This window comes from Nocardia sp. NPDC058058 (assembly GCF_042885355.1).
GTDB lineage: Bacteria > Actinomycetota > Actinomycetes > Mycobacteriales > Mycobacteriaceae > Nocardia.
The window spans coordinates 1,538,722-1,559,333 of record NZ_JBHVSA010000002.1; the positions used below are offsets into that span (position 1 = coordinate 1,538,722).

Consider the following 20,612-nt stretch of genomic DNA (forward strand, 5'->3'; position numbering starts at 1 on the left):
GCGGTCCGTTTGTGTCTCGTAACGTGTGCTGCGTGATCACTGTTGCCACGTGGAATGTCCTGCATCGGGTGCACGCCGACAACTGGGACAGCTCGTTTTCCGGGCGCTGGCCGGAGGAGAAGGTGCGGATCGAGGGCGTCACCGCGGTGGTGGCGGGGAGATCCGAGCAGGTCATCGCGCTACAGGAGGTGAGCGGTGATCAGCTCGCGAGTCTGCGGGAAGCGTTGCCGGACCGCGCATTCCATGTGCTGCGGTATCCCCGGGTGCCGCGGCCGCGCCGGGTGCCCTCGGTGCTCGAGGAGCGCGCCGAATTCCTGGTACTGATCGTGAACGGGACCGCGCGGGATTTCGCCGCCGGAGCCTTCACCAGCGATCCGGGCAAGGGCTATGTCGCCGTGCTGCTGGACGAGGTGCTCGTGGTCGCCACGCATGTGACCGGCGATGATCGGCGCGGTGGGCAATTCGCGCGGCTGGCGGAGTTGACCGCGGGCGGACCGGTGGTGTTGCTCGGCGACTTCAACGCGCCCGCGGCGGAAGTCGGTGCGGCACTGGGTGCGAACTACACCGTCGCCGCGCTGCCCGCCGATGCCATCGCGACCCGTCCGCGCACCTCGGGAGCGGAGAAGTCCCAGTTCATCGACCACGTGGTGACGCGCGGAATCGCCGCGCGCGCAACGGCGGTCGAGGATGTGGCCGGGGTGTCCGACCACAATCTCGTCCGGGCGACGGTCGGCTAGAACTCCCCCGCCACCGCGAGCACGGTGCGGCCGGAGTGGTTGCCCTCCAGAATCGAGTGCAGCACGGCTTCGGCCTCGGTGATCGAGGCGTAGTTCTCCAGCAGCGAAAGATGCTGGGGCTTCAGGTCTTTGGCCAGCCGCGCCCACAGTTCGCGCCGGGACTTGATCGGGAAGTGCGCGGAGTCGACGCCGAGCAGGGAGACGCCGCGCAGGATGAACGGCATCACGGTGGTGGGCAGGTCGGTGCCGCCGGTGAGGCCGGAAACCGCCACCGCGCCACCGTATTTGACGGTGGACAGGATATGCGCGAGCGAGGTGCCGCCGACGCTGTCCACCGCCGCGGCCCATTGCGCCTTGCCGAGCGGGCGCAGCTTCTCGCCCTCGCCGGGCAGGCGGCCGATCACGCTGGACGCGCCGAGCGCGGTGAGAAGTTCACTCGCGCCGAGCTTTCCGGTGGAGGCGATCACCTCGAAGCCCAAGCCCGCGAGGATATCCACGGCGACACTGCCGACGCCGCCGGTCGCGCCGGTGACCAGCACCGGACCCGATTCGGGCGTGATGCGATTGTCCAGCAGCGCCTGCACGCTCATGGCCGCGGTGAAGCCGGCGGTGCCCAGGGTGGCGGCTTCGCGCGGGGTGAGGCCGTCCAGTTTCACCACCCAGTCGGCGGGAACGCGGGCGTATTCGGCGAAGCCGCCGTTATGCGCGACGCCGATATCGTAGCCGTGCGCGACGACCAGATCGCCGGGCGCGAATTCCGGGTTGTCCGAGGCGAATACCTCGCCGGTGAGGTCGATGCCGGGGATGATCGGGTACTCGCGCACCACACCGCCGCCGGGCGTGATGGCCAGACCGTCCTTGTAGTTGGCGCTCGTGAAGTGCACCTTGATCGTCACCTCGCCCGGGCCGAGGAAGTCGTCGCCGACCGTCTCGCGCGCGAGTGCGATCCCGCTGTCCGTCTTGCGTGCCACCATCGCCTGGAACTCCATGCACCGAGCATAGGGCTCGCGCCGCTGGTCAGGGCGGTGTTCCCGGGGAAGCGGTGACTTTACCTCGCGCGTAATCGCTTTCGTTCCCGCGCTGCGGCAACCTTGTTCTCAGCACAGCGGGAGACACTCCCCCCGCACCGCGAAAGACCAAGGAGCGCAGCCGATATGCCTTACTTCCAGACCACCGACGGCACCACCCTCGCCTACGAGGAGTACGGCACCGGCGCACCGCTCGTCTTCATCGCGGGCTGGTCGCTGCACGCGGATATGTGGGAATACCAGCTGCACTACTTCGTGGAGCGCGGTTACCGCTGCATCCTGCTGGACCGGCGCGGCCACGGCCGTTCCGATCGCCCGGCCGCCGGATACGACGTGAACACCCGCGCCGACGATATCGCCGCCCTGATCGCGCACCTGGATCTGAACGATTTCACCATGATCGCGCATTCGGCGGGCGGCGCGGAGGTGGTGCGCTACCTGGCCCGGCACGGTCAGGACCGGGTGAACCGCATCGCGCTGCTGGCCCCGGCCATCCCGTTCATGTGCCAGACCGAGGACAACCCGGTCGGCGCACCCCGGGAAGCGCTGGAAAGCTCGATCGCGCAGATGAAGACGGACCGTCCGCAGTGGTTCGCCGAGCGCGCGCAGGGCTATTTCGCGACGCATCTGCGCCGCGGCACCTCACAGGCGATCATCGATATGGAGATTCAGCGCTGCCTGTCGGCGTCGCCGTACGCCTCGATCGCGGTGCAGCGGGACCTGTTCCACTCCGATCACCGCCCGGATGTGGCGGCGGTGACGGTGCCGTTCCTGCTGCTGCACGGCCTGGCCGATCAGTCGATTCCGATCGAGATCAGCAGCCATCAGGCGGTAAAGCTCGCCCCGCACGCGGTGCTGAAGGAGTACTGGGACGCCGGGCACGGGCTGTACATCACCCATGCCGCCGAGGTGAACGCGGAAATCCTGGAATTCCTGAAGCGCTGAATCTCCGCGTTCCTCGGCGAATCACGGTGTGGCTCAGGCGAATTTGGGCGCCCGCTTGCCGAGGAACGCGTCGATGCCCTCGGCGCCGTCGGCGGATTCCGCGGCGTGGGTGATGAAGGAGGCCTCGGTGGCCAGCTGCTCCTCCAGGGTGTGCTGCGACGAAACCAGCAGCAGCTTCTTCACATTCGCGTTGGAACCCTTGGGCCCCTGCGCGAACTGCTGCGCCAGCGCCTCGACGGTGTCGGTCAGCTCGGCGTCCGGCACCACCTGGTGCACCAGGCCCCAGTCCAGCGCCTCGGCCGCGCGCAGCACCCGGTTGGTGAGCATGAGGTCCTGGGTGCGACGCACGCCGATCAGGCGCGGCAGGTAGTAGGACGCGCCGCCGTCCGGGCTCAGCCCGACCTTGGTGTACGCCATGGTGAACGACGCGGATTCGCCCGCCACCACCAGATCACCGGCGACCGCGAGGCTGAAGCCCGCCCCCGCCGCGGTGCCGTTCACCGCGACGATGAGCAGCGCGTCCATTCGCGCCAGCGCGGAAACGGCCTGGTGCAGGGTATCGGCGAGCTTGGCGATGAACTCGCCGGTGTCCGGGCTCTCGCTCATGGCGCGCAGATCGCCGCCCGCGGAGAAGAACTTGCCCGCACCGGTCAGCACCACGACCTTCACGGCCGGATCCTCGGAGCAGTAGGTCGCGGCGGCTGCCAGTTCGTCGGCGAGCGCCTGGTCGATGCCGTTGGCGGCGCTGGGCCGGTTCAGCGTGATGCGGGCGATCGGGCCGTCCGTCACGAAGCCGATGTTCTGGTAGTTGCTCATTGTCCGGTGGTGCCTTCCGTCGGTATGCCTGATCCCAGCATGACAAACGCGGTGTGCCCGCTCGCGGCTCGGTCATTCCCTCCCGAATTCGACGCGCACGCCGAGCAGCCGGATGGGGCGATCCAGTTCGAAGGTGTGCAGGATCAGCAGCGCGGTCCGGACGATTTCGTCGACATCGGTGGTGGGTCGCGGCAGCTTCTTCTGTTTGGTGCGGGTGAAGAAGGTCTTGGTGCGCACGGTGACGCCGACCCGGCCCACGCTGCGGCCGCCCGCGAGGGTCTCCTCCGCGACCTGGGTGGCCAGCCGGGTGATGGCGGCATCGAGTTCGGCGTGTTCGGTGAGATCCGCGGGGAAGGTCTCCGAGCGGGAATGGCCCACCGGCTCACGGGGTTCGGAGATATCGGTATCGCCCGCCCCATGCCCGAGCACCCACAGGTATGGGCCGGTATTGGGGCCGAACTCCTTGGCGAGCACCTCGCGATCGGAGGCGGCGAGATCGGCGATGGTCTCGATTCCCAAGGCGCTCATGCGTTTCGCGATGCGCGCGCCGACACCCCAGAGCGCGGTGGTGGGCCGATGCGCCATCAGTTCGGTCCAGTTGTCGGCGGTGAGCCGGAAGATACCGGTTCCGGTGGACTGCGTGCCATCCGACTGCCCGGTATCCGAATCTCCCGATTTTCCAACGGCTTTGGCGAATCCGGTGGCCAGCTTCGCGCGAAGTTTGTTGTCGCCGATGCCGACCGCGCAGGTCAGCCCCAATTCCGCGATGGCGGAACGGATATCGCGGGCGATCTCGTCCGGGTCATCGGTGTCGACCGCCAGGAAGGCCTCGTCGAACCCGAGCACCTCCACCCGTCCGGGAAAGGTGCGCAGCAGCGCCATGATCTCCTCGGACGCCTCCGCGTAGGTGGCGAGATCCTGCGCCAGGAACACCCCGTCGGGGCAGAGCTTCAGCGCCGATCGCAGTGGCATGCCCGCGCGCACCCCGTGCGCCCGCGCCGGATAGGACGCGCAGGACACCACCTTGCGCGGCTCCTTCGGATCCCCGTTGCCGCCGACGATGACGGGTTGACCGCGCAGCTCGGGATGCCGCCGGAATTCGACCGCGGCCTGGAATTGGTCGAGGTCGACGTGCAGCAGCCAGCGCGTCACCCTTCCGTCATACCGCATGGTCTGTCGAAATGCCGGGATACCGGCGCACCCGCGCGGCATTCGGCGGGATCAATCAGCGGTCAGCGGTCCCCGCGCAGCCAGGCCTTCGGCGAGCGGTACGCGTACCGCGCCTTGAGCACCCCGGTCTCCACCCGGCCCTCGATGCGGATCAGCGGCGCTCCCGGGAAACGCGGCAGCGTCACCCGATTCGACACATGTCCCCCGGTACCGAATTCCACGGCTTCGAGGTCGACCCGCCAGCCGCGCGGCACGATCACGATGATGGTGCCGGAGCCCGCGATGACCCGCATATCGATTTCGCGCCGGGAGCAGTAGGCCTGGGTGAAATCCACGACGACCTTGCCCGAAGTGCATTCCGCGACCAGCTTTTCCGGCACCGTCCACTGTTCTTCGGTGCGCCGGGATTCACCGGTCACGCGCAATTCCAGCGGCGGGGTCGCCGGGATCGGCGTTCGGGCCTGCTCACCGCTTCTCCGCGCGGCGGCAGCGAAACGCTGCAAATCATCGAAACCGAAGGCGGGCACCCGCCGCTGCTCCGTGGTACGGCTCACCGAAACTCCTCCCCCGGCATGTGAAACAAGCGTCCGACTGCTGTGCCAGGGAACCCGAATTATGCCGTACAGCAGGGCATTTGAGACCGGCCGTACCTTAACGGAACGGTCACAGGAGGGACTCGCGCCGATACCATCGAGGATGCATTCTCAACTGATCTTGCAAACGTCGTAGCACCGATTCGCTATGAATCCGTTCCCCGTCGCACGGGGGCAACCACCCGGAAAGGCGCACGACTACCGCCGGGTAGGTCGAAATACTTTGCAGCACAAAACTATTAGTGATCAGGATCGCGAATGTCGATGCCGTCGCGCGGGCCGCGCGCGGCCACCGGATATCGCGGGTGGTCGGATCATCCGCGATATCCGGTTGCCACCGAGGAGGATCAGCGCCGGCCGAGATGAATGGTGCCGGCGCCGAGCACGAAGAGATCGTCGCGATTGCCGACATAGCTGTCGGCGTCCCGGTCCAGCAGGGCATCCAGGGCGGCGAGGTCCTCGGCGGTGATGGCATCGCTCACGTGATTTCGCAGCGATTCCAGCCAGGCGGCGACCGACGCGCGGACCTCGGGGGTGGCGGTGGGGTGGTCGGTGAGGACGCTGAACGAGGTGACCTCGGTCAGGCCCGCGCGGGTGAGCGCGGTGGTCCAGCCGTAGGGCATGGGGACGGTGCCGGTGATCTCGGCGCGCATGCGGACGAAGGCCGCATCGCGGGCGGCGAGCAGGCGGTCCTGTAGTCCGGGTGCGCCGATTCCGATGTCCCAGGGCAGGTTTCGGGTGCTGAGCCCGCCTTCGGACAGTGCCAGCCAGCCGCCGGCGCGCACCAGTTTGGCGAGTCGATCGGTGCCCGCCTGCTGATCGGGCAGGTGGTGCACCATGCGCGAGGCCCACACGATATCGGCCTGCGCGACCGTGTCGAGCACACTGTCGGCGGCGGCATCCACCACGACCGTTTCGATGGTGACCCGATCGTCGCCCGCGAGCGCCTGCTCGGTGTGCTCGCGGGCCGCGGTCAGCAATTCGGGTACGGCGTCGGCGATGATCAGTCGCCCGCCACCGCGCGCGGCCAGCGCCACCGCGAACGCGGCGCTCTGTCCGCCCGCACCGGCCCCGATATCCACGATCACGGGCTGCCCGTCGGATCCGGTCGGCAGGCCGATGAGCCGTTCCGCGATCCGCGCCTGCGCATCGGCGGTGATCAGGTCCTCACGCCGCAGATTGCCGATCTGCTCGGTCCAGTCGATCCCGTCATAGGTGTGGCCGTGATGATGGCCGTGCCCGTGGCCGCCACCGTGCCCGTTCCCGTGCGCGGCGTTTTCTTCCTCAGGTGCGGCGATATCGGGTGAATGCGAGTGCCCGTGCGTGTGTGCTCCCATTCCTACGACCGTATCGAATTTCCCCGAATTGCCAACTTTGTTTGCCGGTCCGGCAAACAGTTGCCGGACCGGCACACCGCGATCAGGCCGCGGCGGGTGCACCGTCGTCGGCGAACTGCGTGCGGTAGAGCTCGGTGTAGCGCCCGTTCGCGGCCAGCAGTTGGGTGTGGCTGCCGCGCTCGACGATGCGGCCGTGTTCGAGCACCAGGATCTGATCGGCATTGCGGATGGTGGAGAGCCGATGCGCGATGACCAGCGCGGTGCGGCCGTCCAGCGCCTCGGCCAATGCCTCCTGCACCGCCGCCTCGGAGGTGGAATCCAGCGAGGCGGTGGCCTCGTCCAGGATCACCACGCGCGGTTGCTTGAGCAGCAGCCGGGCAATGGTGAGCCGCTGCCGTTCACCACCGGAGAGCCGGTAGCCGCGCTCGCCGACCACGGTGTCCAGGCCGTCGGGCATGGATTCGATGAGCTCGCCGAGCCTGGCCCGCCGCAGCGCGTTCCAGAGTTCGTCCTCGGTGGCCTCGGGCCGGGCCAGCAGCAGGTTGCCGCGAATGGTGTCGTGGAACAGGTGCCCGTCCTGGGTGACCAGGCCGACGGTGTCCTGGATGGACCGTCCGGTCAGCTCGCGCACATCCGCGCCGCCCAGCCGGACCGCGCCGGAATCCACGTCGTACAGTCGCGAAACCAATTGCGCGATGGTCGATTTGCCCGCTCCGGAGGAGCCGACCAGGGCCACCATCTGCCCGGGTTCGGCGCGCAGGCTGATCTCGTGCAGCACTTCCTCGCCGCCGCGGGTGTCGAGCGTCGCCACATCCTCCAGGGAGGCGAGGGACACCTTGTCGGCGGAGGGGTAACCGAATGTCACCCGATCCAGCTCGACCGCGATCGGACCCTCCGGCACCGCGCGGGCATCGGGGGCGTCCTCGATGAGCGGTTTCAGATCCAGGATCTCGAAGACCCGCTCGAAGCTCACCAGTGCCGACATGATGTCGACCCGCGCGCTGGCCAGCGCGGTGAGCGGTGAGTACAGCCGGGTCAGCAGCAGCGAAAGCGCCACCACCGCACCGGGTTCCAGCTGCCCCTTCAGCGCGTAGTAGCCGCCGAGCCCGTACACCAGCGCCAATGCGAGCGCCGACACCAATGTCAGCGCGGTGACGAACACGGTCTGCAGCATGGCGGTGCGCACCCCGATATCGCGCACGCGCCCGGCGCGCACCGCGAATTCGGAGGATTCCTGCTGCGGGCGGCCGAACAGTTTGACCAGCGTCGCGCCCGGAGCCGAGAACCGTTCGGTCATCTGGGTGCTCATGGACGCGTTCAGTCCGGCGGCCTCGCGCTGGATTCCGGCGATCTTCTCGCCCATGCGGCGGGCGGGCAGCACGAACACCGGGAGCAGCACCAGCGCGAGAAGGGTGATCTGCCAGGACAGTCGGAGCATGACCGCCAAGGTCAGCGCGAGCGTGACCACATTGGTGACGACACCGGACAGCGTGGAACTGAACGCGCGCTGCGCGCCGATCACATCGTTGTTGAGCCGGCTCACCAGCGCCCCGGTGCGGGTGCGGGTGAAGAACGCGACCGGCATCTTCTGCACGTGATCGAAGACCGCGGTGCGCAGATCGAAGATGAGTCCCTCCCCGATTCGGGAGGACAGCCAGCGAATGACCACGCCGAGCGCGGCATCCAGCACCGCGACCAGCGCGATGACGCCCGCGAGAATCAGCACCGTCCGGGGCGCGGACCCCTTGACGATGTCGTCCACGACCCGCCCGGCCAGTACCGGCGTCGCCACCGCGAGCAGCGCCGAGACAATGCTGAAAGCCAGGAACGCCGCCAGCCGCCGATGATGCGCCCGGGCGAACACCAGGATCCGCCGCGCGGTCCCGGCCCGCAGCGGCCGCTGCGCGGTAGGCGCGTTCGCCTGCCGATAGAGCTGACTCCAAGCGATGGATTCCATGGTCATAACCGCACTCCTCACCGTCTGAAGTTCATCGAACCTCAGACCACCGACAGTAGGACCTCAACAAAGGTTGAGGACAAGCCGTTACCAGCAGAGATTCGCTGACGGCGAACATCGGCAGCGGGACGGCGCCGTCTCGTCTCCCCGGCCATCCAGGCCTGGTGGGTGCGCGTGCGTCCCATCGCGGGCCCGGGCTCATAGGCTGGCGGGGTGCGGATGGAAGCGGCGATGCGGGAGTTGCGCGGGCGGGTCGGCGGCGAGGTCGAGTGGTCCGAGCGGCGGCGGGCGGAGTACTCGTCCGACGCGTCCAACTATCGGGTGCTGCCCGCGGCGGTGGTGTTTCCGCACGGCGATTCGGATGTGCGCGCGGTGCTGGAGTTCGCGCGGGCGGAAGGGCTCGGGGTTACGGCTCGGGGCGGGGGGACCTCGGTGGCCGGGAATGCCATCGGCGCGGGCATCGTGCTGGATTTCAGCCGCCATATGAACGCGATCCTCGAACTGAACGCGCAGGAACGGTGGGCGCGGGTGCGGCCCGGGGTGGTGCTCGCGGAATTGCAGCGCGCGGCCGCCCCGCACGGGCTGCGATTCGGACCGGATCCTTCGACGCAGAACCGCTGCACGCTGGGCGGGATGATCGGCAACAATGCCTGCGGGCCGCACGCGGTGGCCTGGGGGCGAACCTCGGATACCGTGCGTGAACTGCGAATTCTCGACGGTTCGGGTACCGAGCGGCGGCTGGGCAGCGACCTGTCGGCGGTGCCGGGGCTGAACGAGTTCACGCTGGCGAACCTGGCCGTGCTGCGCACCGAGGTGGGCAGATTCGAGCGCCAGGCGTCGGGTTACGCGCTGGAACATCTACTGCCGGAACGGGGTTCGTCGATCGCGAAGGCGTTCGTCGGCACCGAGGGCACCTGCGGTCTGCTGCTGGATGCGACCGTCGAACTGGTGCCCGTCCCGGCCGCGACCGTGCTGGTGGTCCTCGGATACCCCGATATGCCAACGGCCGCGGACGATGTCGCATCGGTCATGGCACTGCGGCCGGTCGCCGTCGAGGGTATGGACGCGCGCCTGGTCGACGTGGTTCGCAAATATCGCGGTGGCGTGCCCGCCCTGCCGCGCGGCGGTGGCTGGCTGTTCGTCGAAATCGAGGGTGAGACGCCGGAGCAGGCGCGGGAAACCGCCGAACTGCTGTGTCGATCCACCGGGGCCGTGGATTCCCGCCTGGTGCTCGACGGCCGGGAAGCCAAGGCGCTGTGGGCTATTCGCGCCGACGGTGCGGGCCTGTCCGGCCGCACCCCGGAGGGTAATCCGGCCTGGCCGGGCTGGGAGGACGCGGCGGTTCCGCCCGAACGGCTCGGCGACTACCTGCGCGAATTCGAGAAGCTCATGAGCGAGCACCGGGTGGACGGACTCCTCTACGGCCATATCGGCGACGGCTGCATCCACGTCCGCCTGGATCTTCCGATAGCCGATGCCCCGCAACGCTTCCGGGCCTTCCTGGAAGCGGCCGCCCGGCAGGTGGTGTCGTTCGGCGGCTCCCTCTCCGGCGAGCACGGCGACGGCCGCGCCCGCTCGGAACTGTTGCGCCACATGTACTCCCCCGCCGCGCTTACCGCGTTCGCGGAGTTCAAAGCGCTATTCGACCCGGACGATGTCCTCAATCCCGGTGTGCTGGTGCGCCCCAGGAATATCGACGCCGATCTGCGGGTGGCGGGTCTGCTGCCGACTCCCGCCGCGGGCGGCTTCGCCTTCCCCGCCGACGGCGACCTCGCGACCGCCGTGCACCGCTGCGTCGGCGTCGGCAAATGCCGCGCCGACACCCGCGCCTCCGGCGGCTTCATGTGCCCGTCCTACCTGGCCACCGCCGATGAGAAGGACAGCACCCGAGCGCGTGCCCGCGTCCTGCAAGAGGTGGTGCGCGGCGCGCTCGACTGGCGCTCCGACGCGGTAGCCGAATCCCTCGATCTCTGCCTGTCCTGCAAGGCATGTCACTCCGACTGCCCCGCCGGAGTCGATATGGCCACCTACAAATCCGAAACCCTGCACCGCCGCTACCGGGGCCGCCTCCGCCCCCGGGACCACTACGCCCTCGGCCGCCTCCCGCAATGGCTATCCGCCGCCACCCGCCTCCCCCGCCTGGCCAACGCGCTGTCCGGGAACCCGCTGCTACGCCGAATCGGGTTGCGCGCCGCGGGAATCGATTCCCGCCGCCCGGTGCCGGAACTGGCACGCGTGAGTTTCCGCCGCGGCTGGGATGCTCGCGACCGTACCGAGCCGGCGGCCGCAACCCAGGCCCGGAATAGTGGCACTGTGCCCGGGGTGCTGCTGTGGGTGGACACTTTCACAGACGCATTCGACCCCGAGATCGCTTGGGCGGCTGCCGAACTGATCGAATCGCTGGGCTATCGGGTCGCTGTCGCCGATCAGCGGGTGTGCTGCGGGCTGACCTGGATCAGCACCGGTCAGTTGGATGGCGCGCGAAAGCGCCTGCGCGCCACAGTGAACGCGCTCCACGAGCATGTGCGCGCCGGTGGTCTGGTGATCGGCCTGGAGCCGTCCTGCTCCGCCGCCCTGCGCGAGGATCTCCCCCGTCTGCTGCCCGACGATCCGCGCGCGGCCCCGGTCGCGGCGGCCGTGCGCACCCTCGCGGAATTTCTCGAGGCGCAGCCGGACTGGACGCCCCCGGATCGCTCCGGTCGGACGGTGGTCGTGCAACCGCACTGCCACGAGCACGCGGTCTCGGGTTTCGCGGCGGACCGCCGCATCCTGGAGCGCACCGGCGCGACCGTGCGCGAGATCGCGGGCTGCTGCGGTCTCGCCGGAAACTTCGGCATGCAACGCGGCCACTACGACGTCTCGATCGCCGTAGCCGAGAACGGCCTGCTCCCCGCCCTGCGCGACGCACCCGCCGATGCGGTCTTCCTCGCCGACGGTTTCTCCTGCCGCACCCAGGCCGCCCAGCTGGCGGGCAGGTCCGCCCGGCATCTCGCCCAATTCCTGATCGAGGATTCGGGCACTGGCAGAATGTCCCGGTGACCACCGCGCCGATCGCCCTCGCATTGACGCGCACGGTGCGGTCGGAGCGTCCCATCGATCTCGCGGCGACCGTCTCGCCGCTGCGCCACGGGTTCGGCGATCCCTGTCATCGGGAGACGCCGGACGGTTCGCACTGGCATGCCTCGCGGATGGCGTCCGGGGTGGTGACCTATCGATTGCGGCAGGTTGATCGGTGCGCGGTGGAGGCTCGGGCGTGGGGTCCGGGGGCCGAGGAGTTTCTCGAGCAAGTGCCGACCATGTTGTGCCTGGACGAGGATCTGAGCGGGTTCGCGCCCGAGCATCCGAAGGTGGCCGAGGCGCATCGGCTCAATCCGGGTCTGCGGATGTTGCGGACCGGACTGGTGTTCGAGGCGCTGGTGCCGTGCGTGCTGGAGCAGAAGGTGCACACCAGGACCGCGCACGATTCCTGGCGGAAGCTGGTGTGGCGGTACGGAACTCCCGCGCCCGGACCCGCGCCGGACGGATTGCGGGTGATGCCGGACGCGGAGACCTGGCGGCATATTCCGTCGTGGGTCTACCACCGCGCGAATGTGGGTCCGCAGCGCTCGAAAACCATTGTGCTGGCGGCCCGTATCGCCGGGAAGCTGGAGGAGGCGGCGGCCATGGGTCATGCCGACGCCGAGCGTCGGTTGCGCACCGTGCCCGGTATCGGGGTGTGGACGGCGGCGGAGATCGCACAGCGCGCCTTCGGTGATCCGGATGCGTTGTCGGTGGGCGATTTTCATCTCGCCGCGATCGTCGGTTGGACGCTGCTGGGCCGTCCGATCGACGATGCCGAGATGATCGATTACCTGGAACCGCTACGGCCGCACCGGTATCGGGCCGTTCGGCTGCTCGGCCTGGCGGGTTTCGCGCACAAGCCGAAGTTCGGTCCGCGCACCCCGTACACCGATCACAGCCGCATCTGACCCGCCCCCTTTGTTCGCGGCCGTGCCGGGCCGATGTCGATCAACGCTGGTCCAGGGCCGCGTTCCCGGCATCCTGCGCACGCCGCAGCGCCACGTCCACGGGTACCCGGCCGAGGAACATTTCGGCGAGGATCGGATCCATGGCTTCCAGGGCCGCCGGGAATCCGGGCCCGCTGCCACCGGCCATCCGCCCGTCGCGCAGCACCTCGAAGAACGGTGTCACATCTACCCCGTGCCGCGCCCAATAGTCCCGGTACACATGCTGTTCCGACAGCACCGCCGGAATGGTGGCCCCCGTCAGCCCGAGATGGCGATTGCCCGCCGCGCTGCCCAGCCACGCCAGCACCCGGCGCGTCTGCTCGGGATGCGCCGAGGCCGCATTGCCCGCCACCGCGATCGAATTATTGGTGCTGATCCGGCCTTTCGGCCCCTGCGGTATGAGGGTGAGACCCCACCGGAATCCGGCCTGCTGCGAGATGGTCGCGAGCGTGAAACTGCCGGATTGGAACAGCGCCATCTTCCCTTGCAGGAATGCGTTTTTCGCGAAGTCCCCGCTGGTGTTCGTATCGGCGGCGGACGGCGACAGCCCGTCCCGAATGAGGCTCACCAGATAGCCGAACGCCGCGTTGCCCTGGGCATTCGCGAACTCGAACCGTTCGTCACGCTGCAATTCGGCTCCCGCCGAACCCAGGTACGGCAGTTCGATGGATTGAAAGTCCTTGGCGGCGTTGTACGGCCACGGCGCGACGGCGTGCAGTCGGCGTAGCAGCGGCCGGAACGTATCCACCGCGTCATCAGGACTCCAGCGCGCGGCGGTCACTGCCCCCGGATCGACTCCGGCGCGCTCCAGCAGGTCCCGGTTGTAGAACACCGCACTGCCGCCGTCGACGAATTGCGGTACCGCCCAGAGCTTTCCGCCACGGGTGAACTGGTCGACCGCGCTGGGATCCCAGGCCGCGGCAGCCTGCGGCCCCAGCGCCGCACCGATATCGACCAGTCGCCCGCTGTCGGCGTAGTCCTCGTACAGTCCGGTCCAGAACAGATCGTCGGCGATCCCGCCCGCCACGTCGAGTCGCAGCTTGCGCGCGTAGGAAGCCCACGGCACCAAGGTGATTCGCACCTCGATATCCGGATTCGCCCGCTCGAATTCATCGAGCGATGCCCGGTACGCCGGAACGAAGCTCTCATCCCAGATCCGCAATCGCACCACCGTGCGCCCGCTGGATTCCCCGTCCCGTCCCAGCCACAGCGCCGCCCCCGCCAGCAGCGCGATGATCAGCGCGATCCCGAGCACGACCCGGGTGGAATCCTTGACCCTCATTTGAGCCCCGTCCACGCGATGGACCGCAGCACCTGCCGCTGGAACACCACGAACACCACCACCAGCGGTGCGATGGCGAGCGTGGTCGCGGCCATGATGAGCGGCCACTGCGAGTTGTACTGCGTCTGCATATTCGCGGTGGCGACCGTGAGTACCTGCCACTTCGCCCCGCTGGCCGCGACCAGCGGCCACATGAAGCTGTTCCATTGCGTGACAACGGTGATCACGGTGAGCGTGGCCAGGATCGGCCTGCTCATCGGCACCACCACGTGCACCAGGATGTCGAGCGTATTCGCCCCGTCCGTGCGCGCCGCGTCAATGAGCTCACCGGGGATGGCCCGAAAGTATTGCCGCAGCAGGAATACGGCGTAAGGCGATCCGAACATGAAGGGCAGCACCAGTGCCCAGAAGGTGTTCAACCACCCCAGCTCCGCGAACATCAGATACAGCGGAATGAGCGTGACGGCACTGGGCACCATCATGGTGCCGAGATACACCCAGAAAAGCACCTCCCGTCCGGGAAAGCTGGTGCGCGCGAACGCGTACGCGGCCAGGATCGAGAACAGCAGCTGCCCGAGGGTGATGCATGCGGTCATCAGCGCGGTCACCACGACCGCCCGGCCGAGTCCCTGATCCAGTACCGTGCGGAAATTGTCGAGCGTCACCGGATGCGGTGGCGTCAAGGCGGATTCGCCACTGAACTGCCCCGGGGTCTTGAACGCGGTGGATGCGCTCAACACCAGCGGCGCGACGGTGAGCAGCGCCCCCGCGATCAACGCCAGATACGCCACCCCGGAGCGCATCGCTCCCCTGCGCGTTTCAGTATTCATAGCTGGTCCGATTCCGGAAGTACCGATGCTGCGCGAAGGTGATCGCGAACATCACCGCGAACATCACCACCGCCATCACCGCGGCCCGTCCCGGCCGCGCCGCGTCGAACGCCTCCGAATACAGCCGCATGGCAACCACATCGGTGTGATGGTCCGGTCCGCCCCGGGTGAGCGCGTATACCGCGTCGAAGGTCTGGAACGCCGTCAGCACGCCCGTGGCCAGCACGAAGAACATGGTCGGCCGCAGTAGCGGCAGCACCAGCCACCGCGTCCGCCGCCACCCCGTGGCCCCGTCCAATGTCCCGGCGTCCAGTATTTCCCCGGGTATAGCTCGTATCCCGGCCACGAAGAACAGTGCCACGTACCCGACGTTCATCCACACCAGCACCGCCGCGACGCACGGCAGCGCCAGTACCGGCGAACTCAACCACTCCACCCGCCGCCCGAGCACCGCACTCAACGCCCCGCCCGTCGGCGCGAATATCCACTGCCACACCACTCCCACCGCAACCGGCGCGCACATCCACGGCAGCGCGTAGACCACCCGCAGCACCGTTCCCCCGCGCCGCCGCCCCGCCAGCAATGCCGCCACCCCGAACCCAAGCGCCGTCTGCACGGGCACCACCATCGCCGTCAGCGCGAGTGTCACCAGCAGGGAGTGCCCGAATTGCCGGTCGCCCAGTACCGCCCGCCAGTTGGCCAGTCCGCTGAACTCCATGGGCCCCAGCAGATTCCAGCTGTGCAGGCTGAGCCAGAGCACCACCCCGATCGGAATCAGCAGAAAACAGCCGACGCCGATCGCACTCGGCAACAGCAGGACATAACTGGTGGCCACACGCCGAACGGCCCGGTTCATGAGCGCCGACGCTACCGCCGGGATAACCCGGACGCGAATTTCCACCGCCCGGTGTGTCCGCGATGAACATCGAGAGAAATCACGGTGGTTTCGTGCCGAAACTGGCCGATAACTCGCGCGTGAACGCCGGTATCGACGCGAAACATATTCCGGCGCAACCGATGACAAGATCTTGTGAACCACTCACACTGGAAGGACGAGTTCGGCGACGAGCCGTATCCGGTCGGCTCGTGGAGGGGGATCGATGAGGATTCGACCGCGGCAACAGCTGCTCGATCTATGGCGTGCGCATCTGGAAACGTCATATCGGGACGGGGTGTGGGTCTGGGGCGGGCGTGATGGCAGTAATTCGATCTGCGACGCCGAACAGTTGATGTGTCTTTTGTATCCGGCCACCGAGCTTTCGAGTTTCGGGCTGGATCCGGAAAGAATCGCGACGGCCGATGATGTCGCCGCGGTGGTATCGGTGCTGGGCGAGGATCTGCGGGTCGGTGAATTCCTGGTCGAGGTCATCGAGCAGTTCTTCGATCGCTACACCGATGCCGAGGGTGAGCCGATCTTCGCGGGCGGCAGCTACTTTCGTGATGTCGGGCAGGGTGCGCCCACCGAAGAACAGCGTGCGCTCGATGTGGTCGACTCGTATTCGATGTCGCTGAGCCTGTGCATCGCGGTACTGCGCTTCGTACGCGGTCTCCAGCGTTATCTCGGTGGTGAGGTGCGATTGCAGGCGGGACGACTCGGCAAGCGCATCGAGGCGCTGACTCCCCGGGTGCAGAGCCGTCTGACCGCGGCCATGATGGGTTTGATCCGCAGTTTCGTGATTCACACGCCGCATTTCTCCTCCCCGGCGGGACAGGAGATTCTGACGCTGGTCAATCAGACCGGTTCCGCGTTCAAGGATGTCATCGCCGATTTCTCCGGCACGCTGGAACGCATCCGCGTGCAGGCGCGCAACGATATTCGCAGTCTGCAGACGCCGGACACCGATCTGCGCGATGACAATCTGCTCTTCGAATGCGGGTGGAGCTGGAGCATCGACGGTAGGTCCGCCCCGCGCGGTGAGCTCGATACCCGGATCGCGAGTCAGCCGGGTGTCGCGGTTTCCGAGCCGTATCTCTATTTCACGCTGGTGGCCCTGGACGGTGTCAAAGACCTTTATTCACAGCGGACGCAGGAGCCGGACCTGCTCGAGGGCGAACAATTGGCGCTCGCCGAATCGCTCAAGCGGCGTGCGGAACTGACTCAGCGCTACTGGTCCACCATTTCTCGATTCGGTACGGGGCGCTGGCCGCTGGAGGATCTGCCGTGGCGGACCTCGGACGGTAAACAATCGGACTATTACAGCCTGGTCGTCACCTCCTTCCTGATCCAGGACATGCTGGATCGGGAGTCCACCACCGATCTGCCGCGCACGGTCGCGGTGCTGACCCAGCTCGCGCAGCGGGCGCGGATCACCAACCGGGAGATCCCGGAGGATCCGGCCGCCACCCTGCACTATCCCGGAATCACCTTGACGCTCAAGGGATCACAGGACGTGGGCGACGGTCCGATGATGGGCTATCACGTGGCCGACTTCACCACGCTGCTGCTCAAACGCTGTCTGCAGGCCGCCCGGCTGGCGCGTGATGTCGAGACCCGGGAGCAGCTGTTCGATCTGGCCGCCTCGGCCATGGAACATATGCAGGACCGCAGCGTGAGCCGCGGTCGCTCATCCGGTCTGTGGGACAACCTGGCTCCGACCGACCATGCCGCGGAGCCCGCTCCGTCCTGGTTCCTGACCGAGCGGATGATGGAATCGCTTGTGGTCGCGCACAATACGTTCTCGCGCCCGCCCGTTGCCACCGCGTCGATGGTGAACAGCGCGACGGGCAGGATCAGCGAGGCGGATCATCTGCTGAACCAGGAATTCCTGGAGATCGGCGACACCGCGTATTCGCCCCGGCGCAAGGAACTCGAGGCGATCGAACAGTCGCTCGATCGTGCACGCGCCATCGCCGCGAAACGACCGCATACCGCCGAAAGCCTGGCCGCCGACGCCCTGCTGCGTCTCAACGCCCTGGCCTATGCCCGGGAGGACGCGACGCGATGAGTGTCCGGGGTATGGACCCGATGCTGGTGTTCGCGACCTCCGACAAGGGCGGGACGGGCCGATCGGTCACCAGCTGCAATATCGCGTACCGGCTCAGCCTGCGCGGTCATGACGTGGCGTACGTCGACTTCGACTTCGGATCACCAACGGCCGGTGCGCTTTTCGAGATCGGCAAGGCCGAGCGCGGAAATCCGGAGGGCACCGGCGTGCACTCGTATCTGCTCGACCAGATCGGCGAGCCCGAGCGGCTCAATGTCGCGAGCAGCACCGATCGGATCGCGCTGCGCAAGGTTCCGTCCGGGGCCGGAAAGTTGGTGTTGCTGCCGGGAGACGAAGGAGGCGCGGAATTCGCCGGATGCGATGACGCGATGGTGGCGCGCGGCGTCGCGCTGCTGTCCGCGCTGCTGAACGAGTTCAGCGTGGTGATCGTGGATCTCAGCGCCGGGCGTTCGGTCGCATTGGAGATCGCGCTGCGGGCGACCGCCTCGAATGGCCTGCGGCGCAGGCCACATCGCTGGCTGGTCTATCACCGCTGGACCCGCCAGCATGTGCTGGCGGCCGGTGGGCTGGTGTACGGCCCGCACGGATTGCTGCAGACCGGAAGCGAATGGGGGCATGAGCGGGAGACGCTGCTGGCCGCGACCCGCTGTGTGCGGACCGCCGTCGCCTCCGATCGCACCCCCAGCGGTGAACACGCGCCGCAGGGCACCTGGCTGGACACGCAGGCCAAATCGCTGACGGAATTGGCGCTGGCGAACGGTCTGGGCACCGCCATGCTGCTGGGCAAGACGCCCATCGAACCGGTGTTGCAGTGGCGCGAGCAGCTGATCATGGATGTGGACGTCAATACCAAGATCGCCAATGTGGCCACGGTGGATGCGTACATGAGCCTGGCCCGGAAGCTGACCGACAAGTCGACCTGGGATATCGAGTGATAAGTCAACCAACCTATCGTGAGTCCTCGGAGGAGTCGGCGGTCGCGCGACTACCCATGGCCCATCTGTCGATCGAAGTCGGGCACTTCTCGCTGGACGAGATCGTCTACGAGACCGATAAGATCCGGGCCGAATTCCGCCGGGCCGTGCCGCTGGTGCGGGCGTTCACCGAATCGGCGCGGGTCGAGTTCGGTCCCGAGGCCAGGGTCAGCACCTGCTATCTGGCGGACGACTATTTCCAGACCGACCACAAACCCGCCGAGGTGCTGGACCGGCTGCTCGGTGTCGCCGCCGACGCGGGGCTGACCATCGACTATCTGGCACGGGAGTCCGGCTGCCACGAGGCTCCGGCCTACTCCGGCGGAGTCGTTGTGGGAGAACCGGTTCCGGTCGCGGCGATGGTGGCCGCACGATTGATCGCACAGCCCGAGGAGGAGAACACCGCCAACGGACGTCGCCCGCCGACCACGGAATCCGGCTGGCTGTGCAATGGCAGGCGCGAGGTGGCGGGCCGGACCAGATCCGCGATGCATCGCGAGGAATATCGGCACCCCCAGGAACACGGTGCTCGGGAGCATTCCATCTTCATCGATGTCGAGCTGTGGAAGGACTCGGTCGACAAGCCGCGCCGCTGGTCCTGTCCGTTCCTCGCCGCGGTGTGGCAGCTGTTGCGGCTGGGCATGCTTCGTTACGAGGGCGCGCCGGTCGCGGAACCGCAGCCGTGGCCGGACGGCAGAGATTGGCCGGCCACCTGGCAGGACCTGCCGCCGGTGGTGCGCCTGGAAGCCGGTGCCGCTCCGTTCACCGCGTATCGCACCATGTCCATGCTGCCCAAACGCTATCTGCCCATCGAGCACGCGGTGCGGGTCATTCTCGATCACATCGCGATCGATGACACCGTGGCCGCGCGGGTCATCGCGCAGGGTGGTGCGGAGGACGTCGCGGTACCCGCCAAAGTCGTTGAACGCGTGGGACATCTGCTCCTCGAGGGGACCTGACCATGACCACCACAACGCAACCCGCGCGCGGGCGGTCCCGTCAGGTCTCGCAGACTCCGCTCGCGGCACTGGGCGAGATCCGCACCTGCCTGCTGCCGCATTCCACCACGCTCGACATCCAGGCCACCGAGGAATTGCTGGCGCTGATCCCGGGTGCGAATGTGGTCAGCCGGGATCGTCCCGGGCCCCTTGCTTTTTCACCGCCGCGCGCGGTGGGGGTGGATTGTCACCTGTCCCGCGGTGGCACGGCGACGGCGCGAATCGTGGGTACCGTCGCCTCGACGGCGATTCTGGTGGGCGGCCGCATATCTCAGGTCTCCTCGCACGTCACGGTGGTGCGCGCACCGCAGAAGCTGCGCCGGTCCTGGTCGCACTATGTCAGCCGGGTCGGGACGGTGGAGATCATCGGCACCCTGCCGGATCGCGAGGGCGCGGATCAGCAATTGACCGACGCCTATCGCGCCATGCCGACCTCCGACAGCGCGGATATGGCGTTCCTGGATATCGCGTCCGTCTGCGCTCGGCAGCTGGACGAACTGCGCTATTCGCCGCTGCTGGATCAGAGCCCGCCGCTGCTGGCCCCCACCACCCGGCTGCGCTGGACGGCCCGGGTCGGCAAGGAGAAGGCGACCTCGGTGTACTTCGAATACCACCGGGACGACCAGCCCCGAACCCTGACGGTCACCGTGCAGCGCGCCGAGGATCTGCCCACCGCGCGGCGATTCTGCGAGGACGTCGCGGCGCACGACTGGCTGCTGACCGTCATCAACGCGAAAGTGCTCGCCGCGAACGGATTCGGCGGCGGGTATGCCCGGCAGGTCGAAGTGCTGGCCCCCGTGCTGGAACACCTGGCGCACCTGTGGATGCCCGGTGCGCACGTACCCGACGAGATCCGGTCGCTGTGGCGCAAACTGCAGACGGATCCGGGTTTCTCCCGGCAGTGGGATACCCGGGTGGCGCAGCTGGAGCACCGCATCGCGGTGGCGACGTACCACGCCGCGCGCGGCGGCTACCCGGCCGACGATCACTGAG

The 20,612-nt window shown here is 67.7% G+C and carries 17 protein-coding genes; 8 read left to right on the forward strand and 9 right to left on the reverse strand.

Features of this window, described 5'->3' with window-relative positions:
• Positions 1-32 precede the first annotated feature (32 nt).
• The gene (locus ACFVUS_RS21760; protein ID WP_387768947.1) at positions 33-737 is read left to right on the forward strand and encodes an endonuclease/exonuclease/phosphatase family protein; all 705 of its coding nucleotides are present in this window, start codon (positions 33-35) and stop codon (positions 735-737) included.
• On the opposite strand, the gene ACFVUS_RS21765 is transcribed toward ACFVUS_RS21760, so the two are convergent.
• Positions 734-1,726 carry an oxidoreductase gene (locus ACFVUS_RS21765; protein ID WP_387768950.1) on the reverse strand — a complete coding sequence of 331 codons (993 nt, stop codon included), beginning with the start codon at positions 1,724-1,726 and terminating at the stop codon, positions 734-736. The genes ACFVUS_RS21760 and ACFVUS_RS21765 overlap by 4 nt on opposite strands.
• Before the next feature lie 165 nt (positions 1,727-1,891).
• Here ACFVUS_RS21765 and ACFVUS_RS21770 point away from each other — a divergent pair, with 165 nt between their 5' ends.
• Positions 1,892-2,710, forward strand: a complete 819-nt coding sequence (locus ACFVUS_RS21770; RefSeq protein WP_387768953.1) for an alpha/beta fold hydrolase — start codon at positions 1,892-1,894, stop codon at positions 2,708-2,710.
• A 33-nt stretch (positions 2,711-2,743) separates the two neighbouring features.
• Here ACFVUS_RS21770 and ACFVUS_RS21775 read toward each other — a convergent pair whose 3' ends face one another.
• The 5 genes from ACFVUS_RS21775 to ACFVUS_RS21795 all read right to left on the reverse strand — a co-directional run bounded on the left by ACFVUS_RS21775 (position 2,744) and on the right by ACFVUS_RS21795 (position 8,589).
• Entirely contained in the window at positions 2,744-3,526 is a 783-nt protein-coding gene (locus ACFVUS_RS21775; protein ID WP_387768956.1) for an enoyl-CoA hydratase/isomerase family protein, read from the reverse strand.
• A 72-nt stretch (positions 3,527-3,598) separates the two neighbouring features.
• Positions 3,599-4,678: a DNA polymerase IV gene (locus ACFVUS_RS21780; protein ID WP_387768959.1), complete on the reverse strand. Its 1,080-nt coding sequence runs from the start codon at positions 4,676-4,678 to the stop codon at positions 3,599-3,601.
• Between the two features lie 80 nt (positions 4,679-4,758).
• Positions 4,759-5,250, reverse strand: a complete 492-nt coding sequence (locus ACFVUS_RS21785; protein ID WP_387768962.1) for a hypothetical protein — start codon at positions 5,248-5,250, stop codon at positions 4,759-4,761.
• Positions 5,251-5,636: 386 nt separating this feature from the next.
• Entirely contained in the window at positions 5,637-6,626 is a 990-nt protein-coding gene (locus ACFVUS_RS21790) for a class I SAM-dependent methyltransferase (RefSeq protein WP_387768965.1), read from the reverse strand.
• Positions 6,627-6,708: 82 nt separating this feature from the next.
• Positions 6,709-8,589: an ABC transporter ATP-binding protein gene (locus ACFVUS_RS21795; protein WP_387768969.1), complete on the reverse strand. Its 1,881-nt coding sequence runs from the start codon at positions 8,587-8,589 to the stop codon at positions 6,709-6,711.
• A gap of 213 nt (positions 8,590-8,802) precedes the next feature.
• On the opposite strand from ACFVUS_RS21795, the gene ACFVUS_RS21800 reads away from it, so the two are divergent.
• Together ACFVUS_RS21800 and ACFVUS_RS21805 are read left to right on the forward strand one after the other, a co-directional pair.
• On the forward strand, positions 8,803-11,622 hold the full coding sequence (locus tag ACFVUS_RS21800; RefSeq protein ID WP_387770094.1) for an FAD-binding and (Fe-S)-binding domain-containing protein: 2,820 nt from the start codon (positions 8,803-8,805) through the stop codon (positions 11,620-11,622).
• On the forward strand, positions 11,619-12,551 hold the full coding sequence (locus ACFVUS_RS21805; RefSeq protein WP_387768972.1) for a DNA-3-methyladenine glycosylase family protein: 933 nt from the start codon (positions 11,619-11,621) through the stop codon (positions 12,549-12,551). Before ACFVUS_RS21800 ends, ACFVUS_RS21805 begins: the two co-directional genes overlap by 4 nt.
• Positions 12,552-12,591: 40 nt before the next feature.
• Here the strand turns inward: ACFVUS_RS21805 and ACFVUS_RS21810 are convergent, their stop codons facing one another.
• The 3 genes from ACFVUS_RS21810 to ACFVUS_RS21820 are packed head-to-tail and all read right to left on the reverse strand — an operon-like array spanning position 12,592 to position 15,558.
• Positions 12,592-13,872 carry an ABC transporter substrate-binding protein gene (locus tag ACFVUS_RS21810; protein WP_387768975.1) on the reverse strand — a complete coding sequence of 427 codons (1,281 nt, stop codon included), beginning with the start codon at positions 13,870-13,872 and terminating at the stop codon, positions 12,592-12,594.
• Positions 13,869-14,702, reverse strand: coding sequence for a carbohydrate ABC transporter permease (locus ACFVUS_RS21815; protein WP_387768978.1), 834 nt, complete (start codon positions 14,700-14,702; stop codon positions 13,869-13,871). Before ACFVUS_RS21815 ends, ACFVUS_RS21810 begins: the two co-directional genes overlap by 4 nt.
• A complete protein-coding gene (locus tag ACFVUS_RS21820) occupies positions 14,692-15,558 on the reverse strand; it encodes a carbohydrate ABC transporter permease (RefSeq protein WP_387768981.1) in 867 nt (288 codons plus the stop codon). Before ACFVUS_RS21820 ends, ACFVUS_RS21815 begins: the two co-directional genes overlap by 11 nt.
• 244 nt (positions 15,559-15,802) lie before the next feature.
• On the opposite strand from ACFVUS_RS21820, the gene ACFVUS_RS21825 reads away from it, so the two are divergent.
• The 4 genes from ACFVUS_RS21825 to ACFVUS_RS21840 are packed head-to-tail and all read left to right on the forward strand — an operon-like array spanning position 15,803 to position 20,611.
• Positions 15,803-17,647 (forward strand): SCO2524 family protein, encoded by a 1,845-nt coding sequence (locus ACFVUS_RS21825; RefSeq protein ID WP_387768984.1) that lies wholly within the window; start codon positions 15,803-15,805, stop codon positions 17,645-17,647.
• Positions 17,644-18,582, forward strand: coding sequence for an SCO2523 family variant P-loop protein (locus ACFVUS_RS21830; RefSeq protein WP_387768987.1), 939 nt, complete (start codon positions 17,644-17,646; stop codon positions 18,580-18,582). The genes ACFVUS_RS21825 and ACFVUS_RS21830 overlap by 4 nt, the downstream gene beginning before the upstream one ends.
• Complete coding sequence (locus ACFVUS_RS21835; protein ID WP_387768990.1) at positions 18,579-19,580, forward strand: SCO2522 family protein; 1,002 nt, start codon at positions 18,579-18,581, stop codon at positions 19,578-19,580. The genes ACFVUS_RS21830 and ACFVUS_RS21835 overlap by 4 nt, the downstream gene beginning before the upstream one ends.
• 2 nt (positions 19,581-19,582) lie before the next feature.
• Complete coding sequence (locus ACFVUS_RS21840) at positions 19,583-20,611, forward strand: SCO2521 family protein (protein WP_387768993.1); 1,029 nt, start codon at positions 19,583-19,585, stop codon at positions 20,609-20,611.
• The last annotated feature ends 1 nt before the right edge of the window (position 20,612 follow it).

Coding starts and splice junctions, on each gene's coding strand:
- ACFVUS_RS21840 (WP_387768993.1), top strand. CDS start 19,583: ATGACCACCACAACGCAACCCGCGCGCGGGCGGTCCCGTCAGGTCTCG.
- ACFVUS_RS21795 (WP_387768969.1), bottom strand. CDS start 8,589: ATGACCATGGAATCCATCGCTTGGAGTCAGCTCTATCGGCAGGCGAAC.
- ACFVUS_RS21790 (WP_387768965.1), bottom strand. CDS start 6,626: ATGGGAGCACACACGCACGGGCACTCGCATTCACCCGATATCGCCGCA.
- ACFVUS_RS21825 (WP_387768984.1), top strand. CDS start 15,803: ATGAGGATTCGACCGCGGCAACAGCTGCTCGATCTATGGCGTGCGCAT.
- ACFVUS_RS21815 (WP_387768978.1), bottom strand. CDS start 14,702: ATGAATACTGAAACGCGCAGGGGAGCGATGCGCTCCGGGGTGGCGTAT.
- ACFVUS_RS21775 (WP_387768956.1), bottom strand. CDS start 3,526: ATGAGCAACTACCAGAACATCGGCTTCGTGACGGACGGCCCGATCGCC.
- ACFVUS_RS21820 (WP_387768981.1), bottom strand. CDS start 15,558: ATGAACCGGGCCGTTCGGCGTGTGGCCACCAGTTATGTCCTGCTGTTG.
- ACFVUS_RS21800 (WP_387770094.1), top strand. CDS start 8,803: ATGGAAGCGGCGATGCGGGAGTTGCGCGGGCGGGTCGGCGGCGAGGTC.
- ACFVUS_RS21770 (WP_387768953.1), top strand. CDS start 1,892: ATGCCTTACTTCCAGACCACCGACGGCACCACCCTCGCCTACGAGGAG.
- ACFVUS_RS21810 (WP_387768975.1), bottom strand. CDS start 13,872: ATGAGGGTCAAGGATTCCACCCGGGTCGTGCTCGGGATCGCGCTGATC.
- ACFVUS_RS21830 (WP_387768987.1), top strand. CDS start 17,644: ATGAGTGTCCGGGGTATGGACCCGATGCTGGTGTTCGCGACCTCCGAC.
- ACFVUS_RS21765 (WP_387768950.1), bottom strand. CDS start 1,726: ATGGAGTTCCAGGCGATGGTGGCACGCAAGACGGACAGCGGGATCGCA.